Genomic DNA, 19,451 nt, shown 5'->3' on the forward strand with positions numbered 1-19,451 from the left:
GCTAACGCTCGTATCCGTCAATTCTAACCTTGCTTAGCTGAATCCATCCATTCGCCACGGAACTGGAACGGTGTAATCTCTATGTTCCACGGGAGAAGTTTTTCCCAGTCTTCCTCGGTCTCAGCGTAAGGGGCTTTCTCGAACAGGCAGCGAAGGTAATCCTCAGGGGACTTGCCGTTGAACTTCGCGGTCTCTATCAGGGAGAAGAGGAATTACATCTGCATCCTTTACAAAGAGTGACTGAAGCTGAATTGTCGGGTCACCAGATTTTGGAGTTCGTTCATATACATAGCCAAAGAAAGATTTAGCAGTTCCATCATCATTCTTTGCATAGATAGAAGCTTTTGCAGTTGCGTAATCAGCTGCCTTTCCGCTTACACCACAAAGCTGACCTGTACAATAGTCTGTAAAGTCATCTTTTCCAGTAAGGTTGATGTAATAAATCTTATCAGTTGATTTTGGCTCAGTAACTGTGATATTAGCACCTGTAACTTCATACAAGCCGCTGTAAACGCTACCTTTAGTTACAGTAAATTCAATTTTTGAACCTACTCGTGCATTTGTTGGAAGCGAAACATTGTAGAAATAAACACCTGCGCTCTTGTCCTGAACAAGGTACTGTTTATTTGAAGATCCGTTATAAGCAACGATGTAACCTGAGTATTTTGTATCGCTTGCGTCTGTAGGCTGATTCTTAGCAAAGCTCTTAAGTTTTCCATCGAGAGTATAGTTCTTTTCTGCCGTAAGCTCTGCATAAGTTACTTCAAACAGAGTAAGGTATTCGTAAGCTTTAACTGCAGAGTTGTCATTTCCCTTTACAGCAATTGTATAAAGAGTAACATCGTCAGCAAGTGTATAAGTTTTAGCTTTTGTAAATTTTTCTGTATTTGTTGCATCAAATTCATTCTGTTTGAATGCACTTGTAGAATAATAAATTTCTGCACCGGCAGTTTCACAAGCAAAAGTAACTGTTGTGTTTACTGCATAGTATCCATTTACAGGGTCAGCAGATGCTGTTGCTGTTACAGTTTTTACAGGAAGTTCATCAGCAGCGAGTACAGAATCATCTGCATCAAGCTGTACCCAAACACTGAACTGGTATTTTCCAGAAGCATAAACAACAGGTCCGAGGTTGATTTTTTCAGCATTAGTTACAGCAGCAGGACTTGCACCAGCTGTGTAAATATTATCATAATTTGATGTATGGTCAGATGTTTTAGCTCTGAATCCACGGAGAAGAGTTCCGACACCAATGTACTCACGGAAGTCAACACAATAGCTCGGGATTTTTTTGAAGTAGATTTTTCTTGTTGCTTTTGAATCGTCTTTTGAAAAAGATCCAAAAGATGTGACTTCTGTTACACCACTTGTCCCATAAACTTCACCAGCCTTTGCCCCCTTAACAGTTACAAAGTCTCCAACTGCATATGTTGGGTCTTCATCACCAATCTTTGTTCCGTAAATCTGAATTCCGGCATTTTTGTCCTGAATATAGATATATGGTTTTCCACTGCTAACCTTGTTTGCGGCAAGAGTTACATAGCCTTTAAGCTCAAGACCATCACCGAAAGATGCACCTTCTTTTCCATTAATAGCATCTACAGCTTTAGCAATGTTTCCATTCTCTTCAAATTCACCTTCTGCATAAACAATTGAGCAGTCATAATCAACTGTTGTGACCTTTGACCAGCCGTTAGTTCCTTTTGCGATTGCAGAAAGTTTGAGAGGTTTTTCGATTTTGATTACTGCTGCTGATGTATATTCAGTACCAGCAGTGGCAGCATTAGATGCTGTAAGTTCTGTTGTTGTAGAATAGAAGATTTTTACTTCATCACCAGCTACTGCTGAAGTTGAAGCGATTGAAATAGTCGTTCCATACGGATAAAGACCTTCAACTGCTTCTGCACTTGGAGTGAATTCTGGCTTTGCTGGAACAGAAAGTACAACAAATTTCCATGATTTCAACTCTGATTTACGATTGTTCAATTCTGCATAGGCGTAAAGAGTGCTGTTTCTTGTAATCTGGACTTTTTTTTGTGAACCAACATTCTTAAAACGAGCTTTATCAATATTTGCAGCGGTAATTTCAATGTCGCTGAAAACATATTTGATGGCAACGCCAGCAGTTTCACAAGAGAGAGTGACTGAATCATTCTCTGCAATTCCGTAAGTTCCATCAGCGTTCTGAGTTCCGCCGTTCATTACGACAGATGCGATTGGTTTTTCTGTCGGAGTATCGTCAGTGCCATTCGTGCCGTCTGTGCCTTTTTCTCCATCGGCACCATTTGCCCCGGAACGAGCCAGAAGAGTCCATTCTGTTCCTGTGTAAATATATGAGCAGCCATCTGTCGTGTTAAAGTAAGCGTTTAAATATGAAGGATTCGCAATCTCATCAGAAGAAGCGAATGAACCACGCCATACAATGCTGATTCCGTCTTTTCCGTCAACACCGTCCTTGCCGTCAACACCGTTCTTGCCGTTGGTGCCGTTTTCGCCTTGAAGCCCCTGCTCGCCCTGCTCACCTTTGAGACCCGCAGTAAGCTCTTCGCTCGTGAAATTATTGTCAGCCATAGTTGTGGCACCGTTCGCCGTAACAGTGACATTCGAACTTAAAGAATGTACTGAATTTCCTTTTGTGGCGACCAACTGATAGCCTTTTCCCGCAGGAACTCCAGAAATCGTGTAATTTCCGGCATCATCGCTCATGGCCATAAAACTCGTTCCCGCAACAAAGACCAAAAACCCTGTGTTTCCGGTCGGCGTGCTGTCAAGCGTGATTGTGCCAGTGATTGAACCTGTAGCGACAAGTTTCAACGCCTCGGCAATAGTCGTCTCAGCAGAGCGCACCACAACATTCGTAAAGACAGCCCTTTCGCTCGAATAGGTGCTTGCCGCATAAATCGTGTAAGTTCCAGCCGCAAGATTTTCAAATTTATATGAGCCGTCGCTTGCAGTCACCGAGCTTGCAACAAGGCTTCGCTCGCCGCTCACAAGACTTCTGCTTGCCACAGACTGAGTTACCGCAGCGGTCGAAAGTCCGTCAGTCTTGTCGAGGGTAACGATGATTCCGCCGTTCGCATTTTCTTCAACATTAGAAAATGTGACTTTTCCAGAAATCGCACCAGTTTTTGCAGAAGCGTCCCCACCATCCGTCACATCAGACGAACAGGAAAGACTTCCGGCCAGAATCAATCCCACAAGCAGTACGCCAAGCAGCTTTGGGATTCCAAAAACATTTTTAAAAACCTGTTTTTTCATACATTTCTCCATAGAGCAAAAATGCACCTGGAGCCGCCTAAATGCCGCTTTTGGTGCACAATCAATCCAGTATTTAATAGAGACAACTATCGCATTCGCAGTGAGCCTGCTGAACAGGAAATTGTCTGTTAATAACAACTTTTTAATTATAAGACGAGATTTTTATTGTTCAAGATTCTGCGATTTAGAAGTGGAAAGTCCGCATATTTCTAATTTCTAATTGCTCATTCCACATTGCTAATTGCTCACTGCTACCTGCTAATTCCTACTTCCGATTTTTTCTGCTATAATATCCTCATGCAAACAGCGTTGTATTTAATTCCCTGCCCTATGGGGGAAACTCCGAACGAACGGGTTCTTCCGGCTTATAATTTTGAGATTGTAAAGAATATCCGGCATTTTATTGTTGAAAGCCGCAAATCGGCGGTGAGATTTTTGATTTCGCTCGACAAGGATTTTCCCATCGACAGCTGCACTTTTACGGAATTAAGCGAGCACACTGACCAGAAAGCAGACCTTTCAAAACTTCTTCTTCCGCTCGAAAAAGGCGAAAGCATGGGCGTAATCAGTGACGCGGGATGTCCTTGCATCGGAGATCCGGGTAGTCGCGCTGTTGAGCTTGCTCAAAAAAAGAATCTTCATGTAGTGCCGCTTGTTGGACCAAATTCGATGATTATGGCAATTATGGCTTCAGGGTTCAACGGCCAGAATTTTGCGTTTAACGGTTATCTGCCTGTCAAAAACGGTGAGCGGGAAGGCAAAATCAAGCAGCTTGAAAACAAAGTCTGGAAGGAAGACCAGACTCAGCTTTTTATCGAAACGCCGTACCGAAACCAGAAAATGCTTGAGGCGATTCTCAAAACTTGTCGTGTTGAAACAAAGCTTTGCATCGCCACAGGAATCACTACTGCCGAAGAATCAATCAAAACAAAAACAATTGCCCAGTGGAAAAAAGAAAAGGCCGAAATCGCAAAGATTCCGACCATATTTCTTCTATATAAGTAGCTTATTTCAAGAGTTCCGCAATATCTTTTCGACCCCAGCGGCTGGCCATGTCTGATGCGGTTTCGCCGGAGATATTTTTTGCGTTTTTGTCGAGTTTCATTGCCACAAGATGCTCAACGATTTCTCTGTCAGCGGTTCGTGCCGCATAATGAAGGATTCCGTCTCCCTGGCGGTCAGATTTCGTACTGTTGTACTTTACTATTGCATCCAAAAGTTCCATGTTTTTTGTCTGGAACACTGCGGTCAGGGCATTTTCACCGGTCGTTGTCGAAATGTACGGGTCTGCTCCGTATTCAAGAAGCACGAGAGCCTGAGCCTTTTCGTTGGCGGCAACGGCTTCGTTCAAGGCAGTCAAGCCCTTTCCGTTTCGCTGGCTTGCAGGATATCCCATGTTCAAAAGCTGCATCAAGGTCTTTTTATCTGCATGGCGTTGAACCGCAATATGAATCGGGGTGTTTCCGTCCGAATCAGAGATTGAAAGATTGCTTCCCAAAACGGCCTGCACAACTGCGATGTCAGATTTCAAAACGAGTGAGAACGGCGAATCACCGGCGGCATCACGAGTCAGAGGATTTCCGCCCGCTTTTCGAATCATATTGATTATTCCGATGTTTCCTGTAAGGGCGGCCTCGTGATATGCGTTTCGGCCTGACATTTCCTGAACCTGAATGTTCGCATTGTAACTTAAAAGAAGGCGAACCATATCATCATTGCTGCTCGAAATTGCGTCCATGAGAACGGTGCGTCCAGTCGCATCCGTTGCGTTGATGTCGGCACCACTTCGAATCAAAAGAACGGCCATGTCTTTTTTGGCAGAACGGCATGCATCACTCAAAGCTGTCTTTCCGCTGAAATTCTGAGCATCAACATCAACTCCGAGAGCAATCAAGGTTTTGGCTGTGTTGAATCCGTTCCATTTGACAGCGGCATGGAGAGGTGTGTTTCCAAGATTGTCACGACCGAGCTTGTCTTTTGAATCAAGGACAAGACCATTTGAAACGAGCACATTGATTGTCGAAGGGCTGTCATCTCCGCCTTTGACGGCCGAATAAATTGCGCTTTCACCGTTTCCGTTTTGAGCCTGAAGTTTTGCGCCTTTCTGAATCAGCGTAATAATCGCATTGTTCAAGTGCCATTCAGCTGCATAATGAAGAGGGGTGTTTCCGCTTCCGTCAGTTGAATTGAGAGTCTTTGAATTAATCAGCCAGTCCTGAACTTCACCGCCGCGAGTCAAAGCAAGTCTGAGCGGAGAGTTATTCTGTGTGTTTGTCGCGAAAATGTCTGCATTCTTTTCAAGGAGCAAATCGCCCGCATCACGACGGTTTTTCTGCACGCACATAAAGAGCACTGAATCACCGTTTTTGTTTCGTGCGTTTACATCAGAACCTGCATCCACGAGATAGCGGATATACTCAATCGGTGCGTCCTTGCTGATTGCAATATGAAGGGCCGTATTTCCGCTTGAATCAGTTGACGCAATGTTATGTGAAGAAATCAGGGTTTCGAGCATTTTTCTTGAATCAGATTCAAGGGCTTTCGTAATCGGCGTGTTTCCTTCCATATCTTGTGCGTAGATGTCAGCGCCGTTCTGAGAGAAATATTTTACCTGCTCAGGATGGCCGGTCTCAATCGCAAGAAAAAGAGGTGTCGCGCCCTGCTTATTGCGTTCGTTTATGAGAGCTCCGTTTCCAACGAGAAGGGAAAGCGTATTGACTGGAGCATTTGCCATTGTAGCAACATGAAGAACCGTATCACCGTACATGTCTTTTTGTGTAACGCTGGCCTTATATTTCAGCAGAAGAGGGTAAATTTTATCCTGAGCTTCGACCGGAATAATAAGAAGAATCGGGGTTTTTCCAATTGAATCAGTTGCATTGACTTTGGCACCCTTTGCAAGAAGAAGCCTTGCGATGTCTACACGGCCATAACGGACGGCTTCATGCAGAGGCGTTGCACCGGAAATGTCCTGAGCCGCAAGAATGTCCGCAGTGCGCACCGAAGTCTGTTCACCCAAAATGTAATCGACTATGCCTGTGTGACCGTCAATTGTCGCAATGTGGAGAGGAGTCTGACCGTCGTTAAAACGAAGAATCATGTTGTGGGTTCGAACGGCATCCTCAAAGTAAGCATAATCGCCGCGAACAGGTTTTGCCCCTGCCAGAAGAAGTTTTGCTGCGATTCTGACTGCGGCAGAGTTATCAGCACTTTTGAAGGCAAGGTCCAGAGGAGAAAGGCCGTAATTGTCACGGACAGAAAGAGGCGCACCAACCTGAATGCATCGGTCAATTGCCTTTTCATCACGAGTTTTCACGAAATAATGAACGATTGATTCACCGTCAACATCACGAATTTTGCCAGTCTGAGCGGTAATCATTGCGTCATACCATTCAGGGCCTTTTTCGAGCGCGATTTCAAGAGCAGTGTTTTCTTCTGCGTCCTTTGCGAAAATATCACCATGAACGATTGCAAGCACTTTTGCAGCGTCAATTGCATCGTTTTTGATAGCGACATGAAGGGCTGTATCTCCGTCATTGTTTCTGATTTCAGTGTTTGCGCCCTTGATGATAAGAAAACTGACCAAATCAGCTTCGTTTACACAGGCTGCGACATGAAGGGCCGTGTCTCCGTTTTCATCAGCGGCATTTATATCAGTTTTAGTCTTGAAGATTTCCTTAGCTTCATCGTAACGCCCCTGAATAATAAGTTCCTGAATTGTCGGCTGTTTTAAGACCGTATTCGAGCAAGCCGTAAGGACGATAGACAATGCAAAAATATGTAAGACTTTCATAGCATTTCTCATAATCAGTTTTTCTCCCACTAAAACTTTTTCTTCCTTGTTTTTCCTTATGAGTATCGGAATTTTTGGAGAGGATTTTAACCACAGAATAGAATTTTCGATCGAATGTAGAGTTTTATATCGTGTGGATTTTTTATGGATTTTTGGTTATATTGTTTTTAGGAGGCATGATAAAAATTACATCCGTGTAATTTTTATCACGGCCAAGTTTCTGCCATTGGCAGAAACTTGCGAATTCGTTGCTTCCGTGCAACGCCGCTAACGCGGACTTTTTAAAGGAGGATTTCAATGGAACGCACAATTTCTGCAGTTGAATCTGAAAAATCAAAATTTGTTACAAAAACTTACGCATGGATGGGACTCGCCCTCTTAATCAGTGCAGTCTCAGCTTTTACAACCGCAATCAAAATCTATGACGATGCAGGTCTTTCTGCTTTCGGGCAGTTTCTTTACGGCAACCGAATGATGGGCTTCTGGATTTTCGTCATCGCGGAAATCGTTCTCGTATGGGGACTTTCTGCCGCAATCCGCAAAATCTCTCTCGGAACGGCAATTATCGGCTTCCTCGCCTACTCGGTCTTAAACGGAATCACACTTTCTTCTATATTCATTGTCTACAAAATCGAATCAATCGCAGTCGCTTTCGTGGCAACATCAGTTATGTTCTTTACCATGGCATTCTACGGTGCAACGACCAAAAAGAATCTCGCAACTCTCGGCAAATACATGATGATGGCACTCATCGGAATCATCGTCGTCTCGCTGCTTGAATTCATCATGTTCAGGTTCTTCAGCCTCAACACAAGCATCCTCGACCTTCTGATTGGAGTCGCAACTGTCATCGTATTCACAGGTCTTACCGCCTACGATTCACAAAAACTCCTCAAAGTCGCACAGCACTCAAACGGCAACGAAGACTGGCAGAAAGTTTCTGTCATGGCAGCCCTTGAGCTTTATCTCGACTTCATCAATCTCTTCCTTGCACTTTTAAGGATTTTCGGCCGCAAAAAATAAACCGCACACGAATCAAATGACACTTGTCAAAAAAATCACATTGGGCATGGAAAAACGCTACTGGCTTTGTACAGCCACTTCCCCGCTTTTCATGCTCGGTGAAGTCATAATGGAAACAAGCATTCCGCTCGTCATGGCGCGCCTCGTCGATATCGGAATCAAAAATTCCGACTCAGGCTATGTAATCCGCCATGGACTTCTGATGATTTTAATGGCAAGTTTTTCCCTCTTCTGCGGCTCAATGTGCGGAAGAATTTCTTCAATAGCCGCGTTCGGCTTTTCCAAAAATCTCCGGCAAAAACTATTCAGCAAAGTCCTCTCGTTTTCTTTTTCAGACATGGACAAATTCGGCACCGATACTCTGGTCACGCGTCTCACAAGCGATGTCACGAACCTTCAGAACATGTATCAGAATATCATCAGAACTGCGGTGCGCTCACCCGTCATGCTCGTTTTCGGCACAATCATGGCCTTTTCAATCAACTCAAAGCTGGCACTCATTTTCTTCATCGTGATTCCAGTTCTTGCCGCAATTTTAATCGCAATCGTCATTTGCGTTTACCCGCGCTTTCAGGCAATGCTTAAAAAATACGATATGCTCAACCGCGTGGTACAAGAAAACCTGATTGCAATCCGCGTGGTCAAATCCTTCGTGCGCGGCGAGCATGAAAACGCCAAATTCGATCAGATTGCAGACGACTTGCAGAAAACTCAGATGGGCGCCGAAAAAATCGTAATTCTGAACTTGCCGGTCATGCACCTGATGATTTATGCCTGCTTAACGAGCGCGCTCTGGTTCGGCGGAAATATGGTCATAACCAGCCGCATGCTTCCCGGTCAGCTAATCAGTTTTCTCTCTTATATCACGCAAATTTTAATGTCTCTCATGATGCTTTCAAGGCTCTTCGTCATGTTCATTTTGAGCCGCACTTCCCTTTCACGAATCATGGAAGTTTTAAGCCTCGGCGACAGTCAAAAAATTCAAAATAAGGAGGGGAAAGCCTTCCCCTACGCCTCATCTAAAGAATCGGCTACCCTTTCTCCTAAGGTTGAGACCTTAATATCCCCGTCGGTCGAAGAAGCGTGTTCATCTGTGCCGGACATTGAGTTCTCTCATGTGACATTTTCTTACGACGGTCGGCTTGAGCATGCCGTTCTCACAGACATCAATCTTCTGATTCCAAAAGGAAGCACGGTCGGAATTCTGGGCGGAACAGGCTCTTCAAAATCAACTCTCGTTCACCTGATTCCAGCCCTCTACGAAGCCACCCAGGGAAGCGTTCTCGTAGGCGGAAAAGATGTCCGTGACTGGGACTTAACCGCACTCCGTCAGAAGATTGGCTTTGTCTTACAGAAAAATGTGCTTTTTTCAGGCACAATCGCGGAAAATCTTCGCTGGGGCAACGAGAATGCAAGCGATGAAGATTTAATCGAAGCATGCCGTGCCGCAGATGCAGATTCCTTTATCTCGTCATTTCCATCCGGCTATCAGACCGACCTTTCGCAAGGTGGCATAAATCTTTCGGGCGGGCAAAAACAGCGTCTTTGCATTGCCCGCGCCCTCGTCAAAAAACCTGAAATCATGATTCTCGATGACTCGACAAGTGCCGTTGACAGTGCCACTGAGCGCCGAATCCGAACCGCACTCCGCACATGCCTTCCCGCCACGACAAAAATCATAATTGCGCAGAGAATCGCTTCCGTTCAGGACGCAGATTTTATCGTCGTGCTAGAAGGCGGCAAAATCAACGGAAAAGGCACGCACAATGAGCTTATGAAAAACAACACAATCTACCGAGAAGTCTACGAATCCCAAATGAGCGAAAACTGAATGACGAGTTTTTTTTTATTATGCGTATTTATCTTCCTATGTTATAATCTCCGTATGAGATATACCAAGCTATAACAATGCTTAAAATCTGTTTATAGCAACGGTTGCATAAAAAAGCAGGAAATCATGCCGCCACCAAAAATGCGCGGAACTCAAAAACCGCGCCACGCAAAAAAAACAATAGTCCGTCTCATCTCGTACATGGGAAAATTCAAAATTCTTTGGGTTTTCGTGTTTCTGTTTGTAGTTATCGCAGCCCTTGCGGAAGTTGCCGGTGCTTACCTGCTCAAACCTACAATCAACGATTACATTCTGCCTCTCATCGGCAAAGAAAATCCTGATTTGTCGGGATTCCGTCAGCTTATTCTCACAATGATTACAGTTTATGTTCTCGGTGCATTAAGCTCCTATGGGTCTGAGCGGATTCTGATTTTCATTTCAACACGAACGCTGTGCAACATTCGAAAAGACTTGTTTCATCACATGGAAAAACTGCCGCTCAAATACTATGACAGCCATCAGCATGGAGTCCTGATGTCGCTTTACACGAACGACACCGACACTTTGCGGGAAATGTTCAGCATGAGCGTTCCTCAGCTTTTCTCAACTTTCTTCCAGGTCTCACTCATTTTCATAATGATGCTGATTTTAAGCATTCCACTCACTTTTCTTATTCTTTTCACAATCGCCTTGATAATGCTCGTTTCGGCAAAAATAGGCAAACGCTCTGCTCTCGCTTTCAGACGACAGCAGGACAATATCGGGAAAGTCAACGGTTATATCGAAGAACTGATGGAAGGTCAGCGCGTCGTAAAAGTCTTTACGCACGAAAACGAAGCAATGGCCCGATTTAACGAATTGAACGAGGATTTACGCAAGGCCGGAACAAGTGCGATGAGCTATGTTTCTGTTCTGGGACCGTTGATGAACAATCTGAGTCACATTCAGTATGCGCTTACGGCAATCGCGGGTTCATTTCTTGTAATAGGCGGATTTTCTGATGTAGGAACAATCGCAAGCTTTTTGCAGTCCACGCGCTCTTTCTCGCGACCACTCACACAGGTCAGCCAGCAATTCAATTCCGTCCTGAACGCACTGGCAGGAGCCGAACGAATTTTTGCCGCTATCGATGAAAAAATCGAGGATGATGATGGAAAGATTGAGCTTGGCAAAAACATCCGGGGCGAATTCATCTTCAAAAATGTCAATTTCTCTTATGAAAAAGGAAATCCGGTCTTAAAAAATATCTCGCTTCATGCAAAGCCCGGAGAGAAAATTGCGCTTGTCGGTTCCACCGGTTCAGGAAAAACAACAATCACAAATCTGCTTACAAGATTTTACGATATTGATGATGTTGAGGGCGAAATCACTTTCGATGGCATTCCGCTCAAACAAATCAAAAAGGATTCGCTCCGTCATTCGCTTGGAATGGTTTTGCAGGACACGCATCTTTTTACTGGAACGATTTATGACAATATTCGCTACGGAAATTTGAATGCAGACAGGCAGCAGATAATTGAAGCCGCAAAACTCTCTAATGCAGACTATTTTATCCGCCATCTTTCTGACGGATACGAAACTGTCATCACTGGTGACGGCTCAAGTCTTAGCGCAGGACAACGCCAACTGCTTGCGATTGCACGGGCTGCCGTTGCAAATCCGCCAGTGCTGATTCTTGATGAAGCGACCAGTTCGATTGATACGCGTACGGAACGGCTCATTCAGCAAGGCATGGATGCCCTGATGAAAGGCAGAACGGTCTTTGTAATCGCGCATAGATTAAGCACCGTCCGAAATGCAGATGAAATTCTTGTTTTGGAAAAAGGCAATATCATTGAACGAGGAAATCACGATGAATTGATGAAAAAACAGGGCCGCTATTATGATTTGTATATGGGCTCGTTCAAACTTGAATAATGCTGATTAGGCGCTCCATGATTCCCTAAGAATTCTCTTCATCCTCATAAATACGGAAGTCTTTCTTGCCAGCTTCTTTTACCGCGTAAAGGGCTTTGTCCGCCTGTTTGTAGAGGCTTTCTGAGAATCCGTTTGGAGAATATGCCATGCCAACGCTGACCGATACATTTTCCAAGCCTTCGATGTGGGCAAGACGCTCATTGATGAATTCAACTTTGTCGCTGACAATTTTGAATCCTTCAGGCCGGAAATTCGTAAGGATGACGGCAAATTCATCACCGCCGATTCGGGCAACATAATCACCGTTGCGGAAAGTGTCTTTTAAAATCAAAGCAAGTTTTTTAAGGGCAATGTCACCGCCGTCATGACCGTAAGTGTCGTTTATATGTTTGAAATTATCGATATCAATCAGAAGAAGTGCCATGCACATTTTCTCTTTTGCTGAATTTTCACAAATTTCTTCGTAAGCACGCCTGTTCAAAATTCCTGTCAGCGAATCATATTCGGCCTTTTTCAAAAGGCTTTGAGTTGTTCGCTCGCCGATTTCGTACATTTTGTTGTATGAGCGGGCAAAATTCTTGAATTCTTTAAGTCCGATTCCGCTGAGGGCATTTACGACCAGAAGAACAAGAATGAGGATTCTAAGGCGGTCAAGATTCTGCCCCAATTTTTCCGTATTTTCTTCAAGTTCATGCTTAATTTCTGTAGAAATTTCCCGGATTGTAATAAGACAGTTTTCGTTCAAGCGGATTTTATAAATGAAAAAGCCGTTACTGAAGATGTTCTTTATTGCAAGATTATGCCGTTCCTCGTTCGAAAGCTTTAAATCCCCCGGCTTTATTTTAATTTCACGAAGCCGGTCAGGAATTTCAGAATCATCATCATAGCAAAGACGCATATTGTATAATTCCATTTGAGTAAGACTGTCGGCCTGTTTCATCGCAATTTCCAGATGCTGCAATGCGACATCCTTATCAGAGCAGACGGCTTTAAGATTTTCGATTGCCTTTTTCTGGGAACGATTAACTTCAATTTCATCAATATAAGCGATTACAAATCGCTCATCATGATTTACGACGAACATTCTCGCCAAATCACTCAATTCATTCGCACTCGATTTTATTGTATCACGGCTCTGTTCACAAACTACATAACGGTTAAGCGTTGCACGCGTTGCACGAAAGCTGACTGTCAAATTGTAAGAAATCAGAAGAATCAGAAAAAAAACGATTACAGTAATTACAACTAAAACAGAACTCAATATGCTTAAATCTGAAGTTTTCTGCCTTTCAGTTTTTTTTGTTTCTTCATCATGAAAAACTTTCATTATTCTGCCTTATTTTTACTCTCTAATGGTATCTTTCAATTATAAGGCTGAAATTCTGATTTCGCAATGAAAAAATTCCTAAAATTTCCTGAAATAGCAGACGAAAGTGCCGCACGATTTTCGCACTAAGCTCTATTTTTTACACTCGACGCTGACTTTCTCAAATCCTGCCGCATAAAGCATTGACTCAACGACTTTTACAGCCTGTTTTTCAGCTTCATTCAGAAAGCCCGTTTCAAGGATTTCGGCAGAGGAAGATTCCTGATTAAAGCGGATTTCATTCATCACATCTTTCAAGGAAATCGTTACAAAAATGCTTTTACTTTCATCAAAGACTTCTATGCTTGAAATGTCATTTGAAAGGACTTCTACGACAGGAAGCACAACTTTTACGCTTTTTCCACGGTCAGAGACAGTGATTTTCGAAGCAGAAATGTCTGCAATTCCGCCACGAATCGTTCCAGTGTACTTTATTATGCTGAAGGTTTTTGCAAATCCCGCAATCCGAGTCTTTTTAATCGAAATGATGTCCGAATATGTATTTTTGACCGTTACAAGCTCTGAACATCTGACCAGCTCCCGGAATACGACTGCGGAACTTCTTTCAGTTTTGATTTCACCAAGTTTTTTCCAGCCGAATTTTCCGCCAAAAACAAGGGCGACGGCAAGAATGAGAATCGCCAAGATTTTTAACAGAATCGGGTTCAAAAGAAAAGCCAGACTTTTACAGATTTTAGCGAACGCTGATTTTTTTCCTTCTTTTTTCATGATTTCCTCCGATTTTCCTTTAAATTTGCTTTAACCCATTATACAATATAATCATGGCAAATGATAAGGTAGCACTTTCGCAAGACGAAGTTGACAAACTTATGGGAATCAAATCAGATTCTTCAGTTCCATTGCAAAAAGTAAATAAACAATATAAATTAACACCTTTTCTCTCAGAACAGCAGATTCAGGAAATCAATTCTGTCTGCAAAAATGTTTACAAATTCTTCAAATTTTCCCTTAGGAAGAAAATTGGTGAACCCAAAATCAGAAAACTCACAATCAAATCCATTACAGAGCAGAACATGGACGAGTTTTTTGATTCACTTTCTGACAACGATTTTATCTATGAGGCAAAAATCGGAAGGACAAAAGCTTATATAAAGCTGGATTCGTTTTTGTTTACAGCACTTGCCGGCTTGAAAATCGCTCCAAGTCAAAAAATCAATTATTTCCAAAGCGAAGTTCTCAAAGATTTTGTCGCGGAATTATTTGTAGAAGGTTTTGCCCGACAATGTGAAAAAAAATCAAAGACTTCTATCACATCACTGCTCGATAAAGACAGAAAATCCTATAAAAAAGGCAAAACTGGCTTGTGCATCACAATAAACTGGAATGAAAACCTACATTCCTTCGGAATCGAAAAGATTTTCCTAACAAAAGAAATGATTAAAAGCTTTAGAACAGTGACTTTTTCACAGTAAGCAAATAAAAAAATCCGCACGGTCCACAAAATTATGTTCCATGCGGATTTTTTATCTCAAAACTCTATAAATTATCGTTTCCTGTCAATCATTTCGATGCACTTGTCGCCGAAGTTGTCAACGGCAACTCCCAGAATCGAAAAGACGACAGCAGAAACAACGATTAAAACAATAGCAATAAGTCCGAACAACATAAAATCACCTCTATAATTTTTTAAGTTCACAAATGATTTGCCCGCATGACAGAGATTCCGCTTGTGCGAGCCGTATGAACGAAAACCTTTCCAAAAGAAGTCGATTTTCCGCCCTTCAAAGACTCGCGAAACAAAATATCAGAAAGAATCTGTTTTTTGTCCCGAATGTAGTTTGAGTCAATCAAATCAATAAGCGATGCGAACAAATCATTGCTCTCCCTAAGAATTTGCGGGGAGAAAAATTTTTTCATATAAAATCCTTGTCGTTATCTAAAGAAAATAATGCAACACACGGTCGTCACGACAAAGATGGCAATCATTACAATAGCTCCAGCCATAAAAACTCCGAGAAAAATTAAAATTAAGAATTGAAAATAGAAAAAATGGGAGTTAATCTAGACGAGGGTTTGGAGAAAAATTACAGTTTGAAGAGATTTTGGAAGAAGCAGGATTCTTGAAGATGGAATCGTACTGCTTGTAAAAGAAGGGAAAGAAAAAGAAAAATCAGCGGAAGCACAGAAGGATTCGTGGTTGAATTCCTGCGTACTCGCTGATTTTTTTTGAGAGCGGACAAGAGTTCGCTCAATGATTTTTGATTCAGTTACAAGCAGGGGGGTAAGTTCCCGGCTAGAAGAATGAATCGTAACGACTTTTATGTCGTCGGAAGAATCAAGAAATGCCGTCTGCACACCAGCCCCGAATGGAGCTGAAAACAAGAGAAGAAAAGCAAGAATAAAGTGCAGAAAGCGTGATTTCATAGACTTTAAATTCCTCACAGAGCTTTAGAGCGCACAGAGAGTATCGCTTATAACAAATAGTACCACCTCAGTCACGCTCTTAACAAAGGCTTGATTGAAGGTGTTATATCCTGTCTCTGTGAGGAATTCCTTAGCGGAGACCACCGTTAATCGAAGCGATTGAGAATTTTTGCAAAGCAAAAATTCTCATAAAGCAACGTATGGTGGATTATCTTAATCCACCATAAAATCGAAGCGATCGAGTTTTTTGCATTGCAAAAAACTCGTTAAGCAACATATGGTGGGGTGCTAACGCAACCCACCATATGTTGCAATGAATACACCGGCTGCCATAGCGGTACCGATGACACCTGCGACATTCGGACCCATTGCGTTCATCAAGAGGAAGTTTGAAGGATCTTCCGCCTGACCGACTTTGTTTGCAACGCGGGCTGCCATTGGAACAGCCGATACACCTGCTGAACCGATGAGCGGATTGATTTTCTTTCCTTTTGGAAGGAATACGTTCATGAGTTTCGCCATGAGCAAACCGCCGGCAGTTGCGACAGCGAATGCGATAAGACCGAGAATGATGATACCAACAGACTCACCTTTGATGATTTTCTCTGGAGTCATCTGTGAACCAACGCCCAATGAAAGAACGATAGAAACGATGTTCATCAATTCATTTTCCATTGTCTTTGAAAGACGAGTAGCAGCACCAGATTCTTTTACGAAGTTACCGAATGCAAGCATACCGATAAGAGGAGCTGCAGGCGGCAAGAGGAGAATTGTAAGAATCAAAAGCATGAGAGGGAACAAAACCTTCTCCATTTTTGGAACAGCACGTGGGTTTGGCATTTTGATAAGACGCTCTTTCTTAGAAGTAAGGAGCTTCATAATTGGAGGCTGAATCATTGGAACCAAAGCCATGTATGAGTAAGCTGCAACAGCGATAACACCCATTAACTCTGGAGCAAGTTTACCAGAAACGTAGATAGAAGTTGGGCCGTCTGCACCACCGATGATACCGATAGCACAAGCCTGCATGATGTTGTAGTTGAGACCGAAGAGGTTCATTACAGCAACGCCGAAGAGTGTGAAGAATACACCAAACTGAGCAGCACCACCGAGGATAGCTGTTTTTGGGTTAGCGATGAGCGGACCGAAGTCAGTCATTGCACCGATACCCATGAAGATGAGCATTGGGAAGAACTCATTGCCTACACCAGCGTGATAGATGATTGCGAGCATACCGTCTGGCAAGTCGCCCATCTTAGCACCAACGATGTTAACAAGAATAGTACCGAATCCAATTGGAATCAAAAGAAGTGGCTCAAATCCTTTACCTACAGCGAGATAAACGATAAGGAAGCCAACTGCAATCATGATGAGTGACTGCCAGCCAGGAGCTGTACCCCAGTCAATCTCCGGAGCTTCTTTGAGCTCTGGTTTGAAACCTGTCGGATTAGGCTCAACTTTCTTCTGTTTAATCATCTGGTAAATACCAGTTGATTTTCCAATATTCTGAACGAATTTGAGCGGGTCAATGTTGTGTTCTTCGCCCCACTTCTCAGTTCCCTTGATAACACGGTTAAGACCGTGACCAGACTCAACTTCTGCAGTAACAGCAGGAGCTGTTGTTTCTGTTGAATCAGAAGCTGTCTGTGCAAGAACTTTAGAGCCTGTGCTTACAACGAAAGCAATTGCTGTAATTGCAAGAGTAACTCCAAGAACTCGTTTTTTAAAAGTATTGTTCAAATCAATCATTTCTATTTCCTATTTTCCATGTCATTCCGAGTCATACCCGGAATCTCTTTTATAAGAGATGCTGAAATAAATTCAGCATGACACAGTTATTTTTTACTGTACAGAAGCGACTGCCTGACCTGCAGTTACCTGTGAGCCTGTAGGAGCTGTGAAGTGGATTTTACCAGCGGCACCGGCCTTGATTTCAAGTTCCATCTTCATAGATTCGATGATTACGACTGTTGTGTCTGCCTGTACAGAAGCACCCTCAGCAACTGCGTATTTGAGGAGAGTACCTGCTACAGGAGCGTTAACTGGCTTTCCACCAGCTGGAGCTGCGGCTACAGGAGCTGCACTTGCTGCTGGAGCAGGAGAAGCTGCAGGTGCTGGAGCTGCTTTTACAACACCGCCGATTGTAGCGAGTGTCTGACCAGCTGTAATCTGTGTTCCTGTTGGAACTGTGTATGTGATTGTGCCGTCGTCAGAAGCTTTAACCTCAAGCTCCATCTTCATTGACTCAACGATGATGATTGTCTGGCCTTTTGAAACTTTTGTTCCGTTAGCGAAGCACTGTTTGAGAAGAGTTCCTGCAACAGGAGCCTTAACATCTACGCCACCAACTGCAACTGGAGCTGCGGCAGGAGCTGCTGAAGCTGCACCGAATGTAACATTGTATGGAGTTCCATTAACAGTAACTGTGTCGCCGTTTGACTGAACGTTGTAGCTCTGTCCGTTGACTGTAACTGTGTATGAACCGTTGCCAGAAGCCGCTTTTGGAGCCTCTTTGAGACCGAATGTTTTTTCTGCATCGACAGGACCATTTGCACGAGTCTCGAAGAATTTTGTAGCTACTTTTGGGAACATAGCGTATGTGAGGACATCCTCTACAGAGCCGTTACCGCCGTTTGCTTTTGCTTCTTCAACCATTTTGTCCCATTCCGGCTCGATTTTGTCTGCCGGACGGCAAGTGATGGCTTCTTCCATTTTGTTCTGCTCAAGAGCCTTTTTAACGAGGTCTTTGTTTGGTTCAGCTGGAACTTTACCATATTTACCTGTGAGGAGGTCACAGAACTCACCAGTCATGCGCTCGTAGCGGCCGAAGAGTACGTTGAATACAGCCTGTGTACCAACAATCTGTGAAGTTGGTGTTACGAGTGGAACATATCCTACATCTTTCTGAACGAGTGGGAGTTCTGCCAAAACCTGATCGATTTTGTCTGAAGCGCCCTGCTGTTTGAGCTGTGATTCGAGGTTAGAAAGCATACCGCCTGGAACCTGTGATTTGAGGATTCGAGTGTCTGCACCGAGGAATTTTGATTCCAAAGAAGCATAGTGTTTGCGGATGTCGCGGAAGTAAGCAGCGATTTCAAGCAAAGCACCGATGTCCAATCCAGTGTCGAACTCAGAGCCTTTGAGCATCTCAACAACAGTTTCTGTTGGTGAGTGAGATGTACCCATAGCCATTGCAGAAATTGCAGTGTCGAGAACATCAGCACCAGCTTCAGCAGCCTTCAAGAGAGTTGCAACTGAAAGACCAGTTGTAGCATGTGAGTGGATTTCAACAGGCAAATCAACCTTTGATTTGATTGCTTTTACGAGATCATAAGCCTCGAACGGTTTGAGCAAACCTGACATATCTTTGATACAGATAGAGTCTGCACCGAAGTCAGCGTATGTTTTTGCCAAGTCAGCGTAGATTTCTTTTGTGTGATATGGAGTTGTAGCATAAGAGATAGCCATCTGAACATGCTTTCCTGTAGCTTTTGCTGCTTTTGTAGCGCGTTCAAGGTTTCGAGGGTCGTTACAAGCATCGAAAATTCGGAATACATCAACACCGTTTTTAGAAGCATACTCAACGAACTTATCAACAACATCGTCTGCATAGTGGCGGTAACCAAGGAGGTTCTGACCACGAAGAAGCATCATGATTTTTGTGTTTGGCATTGCGGCGTGCAATTTGCGGAGGCGCTCCCATGGATCTTCATTAAGGAAGCGAATACAAGAGTCATAAGTAGCTCCACCCCAAGCCTCAGCAGCCCAGTAACCGATTTTGTCCAATTTTGGAGCGATTGGCAGCATGTCTGCCAAAGTCATACGAGTAGCGTGAAGAGACTGTGTAGCATCACGCAAAACAAGTTCAGAAATACCAA

The 19,451-nt window shown here is 43.4% G+C and carries 15 protein-coding genes; 5 read left to right on the forward strand and 10 right to left on the reverse strand.

Features of this window, described 5'->3' with window-relative positions; genetic code table 11:
- Positions 1–23 precede the first annotated feature (23 nt).
- Both Q0Q74_RS14200 and Q0Q74_RS06420 read right to left on the reverse strand, forming a co-directional pair.
- On the reverse strand, positions 24–200 hold the full coding sequence (locus Q0Q74_RS14200; RefSeq protein ID WP_367268331.1) for a transposase domain-containing protein: 177 nt from the start codon (positions 198–200) through the stop codon (positions 24–26).
- Entirely contained in the window at positions 163–3,258 is a 3,096-nt protein-coding gene (locus Q0Q74_RS06420; RefSeq protein ID WP_294429468.1) for a hypothetical protein, read from the reverse strand. Before Q0Q74_RS06420 ends, Q0Q74_RS14200 begins: the two co-directional genes overlap by 38 nt.
- A 297-nt stretch (positions 3,259–3,555) precedes the next feature.
- On the opposite strand from Q0Q74_RS06420, the gene Q0Q74_RS06425 reads away from it, so the two are divergent.
- The gene (locus tag Q0Q74_RS06425; protein WP_294429469.1) at positions 3,556–4,263 is read left to right on the forward strand and encodes an SAM-dependent methyltransferase; all 708 of its coding nucleotides are present in this window, start codon (positions 3,556–3,558) and stop codon (positions 4,261–4,263) included.
- A 1-nt stretch (position 4,264) separates the two neighbouring features.
- Here the strand turns inward: Q0Q74_RS06425 and Q0Q74_RS06430 are convergent, their stop codons facing one another.
- Positions 4,265–7,051 carry an ankyrin repeat domain-containing protein gene (locus tag Q0Q74_RS06430; RefSeq protein WP_294429470.1) on the reverse strand — a complete coding sequence of 929 codons (2,787 nt, stop codon included), beginning with the start codon at positions 7,049–7,051 and terminating at the stop codon, positions 4,265–4,267.
- 297 nt (positions 7,052–7,348) lie between these two features.
- On the opposite strand from Q0Q74_RS06430, the gene Q0Q74_RS06435 reads away from it, so the two are divergent.
- The 3 genes from Q0Q74_RS06435 (at position 7,349) to Q0Q74_RS06445 (ending at position 11,822) form a co-directional block, all read left to right on the forward strand.
- A complete protein-coding gene (locus Q0Q74_RS06435; protein ID WP_294429471.1) occupies positions 7,349–8,074 on the forward strand; it encodes a Bax inhibitor-1/YccA family protein in 726 nt (241 codons plus the stop codon).
- A 16-nt stretch (positions 8,075–8,090) separates the two neighbouring features.
- Entirely contained in the window at positions 8,091–9,905 is a 1,815-nt protein-coding gene (locus Q0Q74_RS06440) for an ABC transporter ATP-binding protein (RefSeq protein WP_294429472.1), read from the forward strand.
- Positions 9,906–10,031: 126 nt separating this feature from the next.
- On the forward strand, positions 10,032–11,822 hold the full coding sequence (locus Q0Q74_RS06445; protein WP_294429473.1) for an ABC transporter ATP-binding protein: 1,791 nt from the start codon (positions 10,032–10,034) through the stop codon (positions 11,820–11,822).
- A 25-nt stretch (positions 11,823–11,847) separates the two neighbouring features.
- Here Q0Q74_RS06445 and Q0Q74_RS06450 read toward each other — a convergent pair whose 3' ends face one another.
- Together Q0Q74_RS06450 and Q0Q74_RS06455 are read right to left on the reverse strand one after the other, a co-directional pair.
- On the reverse strand, positions 11,848–13,149 hold the full coding sequence (locus Q0Q74_RS06450; RefSeq protein ID WP_294429475.1) for a GGDEF domain-containing protein: 1,302 nt from the start codon (positions 13,147–13,149) through the stop codon (positions 11,848–11,850).
- Positions 13,150–13,281: 132 nt separating this feature from the next.
- Complete coding sequence (locus tag Q0Q74_RS06455; RefSeq protein WP_294429477.1) at positions 13,282–13,917, reverse strand: DUF4230 domain-containing protein; 636 nt, start codon at positions 13,915–13,917, stop codon at positions 13,282–13,284.
- A gap of 53 nt (positions 13,918–13,970) precedes the next feature.
- Here Q0Q74_RS06455 and Q0Q74_RS06460 point away from each other — a divergent pair, with 53 nt between their 5' ends.
- Positions 13,971–14,621: a hypothetical protein gene (locus tag Q0Q74_RS06460; RefSeq protein ID WP_294429480.1), complete on the forward strand. Its 651-nt coding sequence runs from the start codon at positions 13,971–13,973 to the stop codon at positions 14,619–14,621.
- A gap of 71 nt (positions 14,622–14,692) precedes the next feature.
- On the opposite strand, the gene Q0Q74_RS06465 is transcribed toward Q0Q74_RS06460, so the two are convergent.
- The 5 genes from Q0Q74_RS06465 to oadA form a co-directional block, all read right to left on the reverse strand.
- Positions 14,693–14,815 carry a hypothetical protein gene (locus Q0Q74_RS06465; protein ID WP_294429482.1) on the reverse strand — a complete coding sequence of 41 codons (123 nt, stop codon included), beginning with the start codon at positions 14,813–14,815 and terminating at the stop codon, positions 14,693–14,695.
- A 26-nt stretch (positions 14,816–14,841) separates the two neighbouring features.
- On the reverse strand, positions 14,842–15,066 hold the full coding sequence (locus Q0Q74_RS06470; protein ID WP_294429485.1) for a hypothetical protein: 225 nt from the start codon (positions 15,064–15,066) through the stop codon (positions 14,842–14,844).
- A 144-nt stretch (positions 15,067–15,210) separates the two neighbouring features.
- On the reverse strand, positions 15,211–15,573 hold the full coding sequence (locus Q0Q74_RS06475; RefSeq protein ID WP_294429487.1) for a hypothetical protein: 363 nt from the start codon (positions 15,571–15,573) through the stop codon (positions 15,211–15,213).
- A 288-nt stretch (positions 15,574–15,861) separates the two neighbouring features.
- Positions 15,862–17,322, reverse strand: coding sequence for a sodium ion-translocating decarboxylase subunit beta (locus Q0Q74_RS06480; RefSeq protein ID WP_294429488.1), 1,461 nt, complete (start codon positions 17,320–17,322; stop codon positions 15,862–15,864).
- A 93-nt stretch (positions 17,323–17,415) separates the two neighbouring features.
- Complete coding sequence (oadA, locus tag Q0Q74_RS06485; RefSeq protein WP_294429490.1) at positions 17,416–19,446, reverse strand: sodium-extruding oxaloacetate decarboxylase subunit alpha; 2,031 nt, start codon at positions 19,444–19,446, stop codon at positions 17,416–17,418.
- Positions 19,447–19,451 lie beyond the last annotated feature (5 nt).

Source organism: uncultured Treponema sp., assembly GCF_946187725.1.
GTDB lineage: Bacteria > Spirochaetota > Spirochaetia > Treponematales > Treponemataceae > Treponema_D.

What these genes read in the sequence shown, in the direction of transcription:
- Q0Q74_RS06420 (WP_294429468.1), bottom strand. Translation starts at nt 3,258, where the DNA reads ATGAAAAAACAGGTTTTTAAAAATGTTTTTGGAATCCCAAAGCTGCTT.
- Q0Q74_RS06425 (WP_294429469.1), top strand. Translation starts at nt 3,556, where the DNA reads ATGCAAACAGCGTTGTATTTAATTCCCTGCCCTATGGGGGAAACTCCG.
- Q0Q74_RS06430 (WP_294429470.1), bottom strand. Translation starts at nt 7,051, where the DNA reads ATGAAAGTCTTACATATTTTTGCATTGTCTATCGTCCTTACGGCTTGC.
- Q0Q74_RS06435 (WP_294429471.1), top strand. Translation starts at nt 7,349, where the DNA reads ATGGAACGCACAATTTCTGCAGTTGAATCTGAAAAATCAAAATTTGTT.
- Q0Q74_RS06440 (WP_294429472.1), top strand. Translation starts at nt 8,091, where the DNA reads ATGACACTTGTCAAAAAAATCACATTGGGCATGGAAAAACGCTACTGG.
- Q0Q74_RS06445 (WP_294429473.1), top strand. Translation starts at nt 10,032, where the DNA reads ATGCCGCCACCAAAAATGCGCGGAACTCAAAAACCGCGCCACGCAAAA.
- Q0Q74_RS06450 (WP_294429475.1), bottom strand. Translation starts at nt 13,149, where the DNA reads ATGAAAGTTTTTCATGATGAAGAAACAAAAAAAACTGAAAGGCAGAAA.
- Q0Q74_RS06455 (WP_294429477.1), bottom strand. Translation starts at nt 13,917, where the DNA reads ATGAAAAAAGAAGGAAAAAAATCAGCGTTCGCTAAAATCTGTAAAAGT.
- Q0Q74_RS06460 (WP_294429480.1), top strand. Translation starts at nt 13,971, where the DNA reads ATGGCAAATGATAAGGTAGCACTTTCGCAAGACGAAGTTGACAAACTT.
- Q0Q74_RS06465 (WP_294429482.1), bottom strand. Translation starts at nt 14,815, where the DNA reads ATGTTGTTCGGACTTATTGCTATTGTTTTAATCGTTGTTTCTGCTGTC.
- Q0Q74_RS06470 (WP_294429485.1), bottom strand. Translation starts at nt 15,066, where the DNA reads ATGAAAAAATTTTTCTCCCCGCAAATTCTTAGGGAGAGCAATGATTTG.
- Q0Q74_RS06475 (WP_294429487.1), bottom strand. Translation starts at nt 15,573, where the DNA reads ATGAAATCACGCTTTCTGCACTTTATTCTTGCTTTTCTTCTCTTGTTT.
- Q0Q74_RS06480 (WP_294429488.1), bottom strand. Translation starts at nt 17,322, where the DNA reads ATGATTGATTTGAACAATACTTTTAAAAAACGAGTTCTTGGAGTTACT.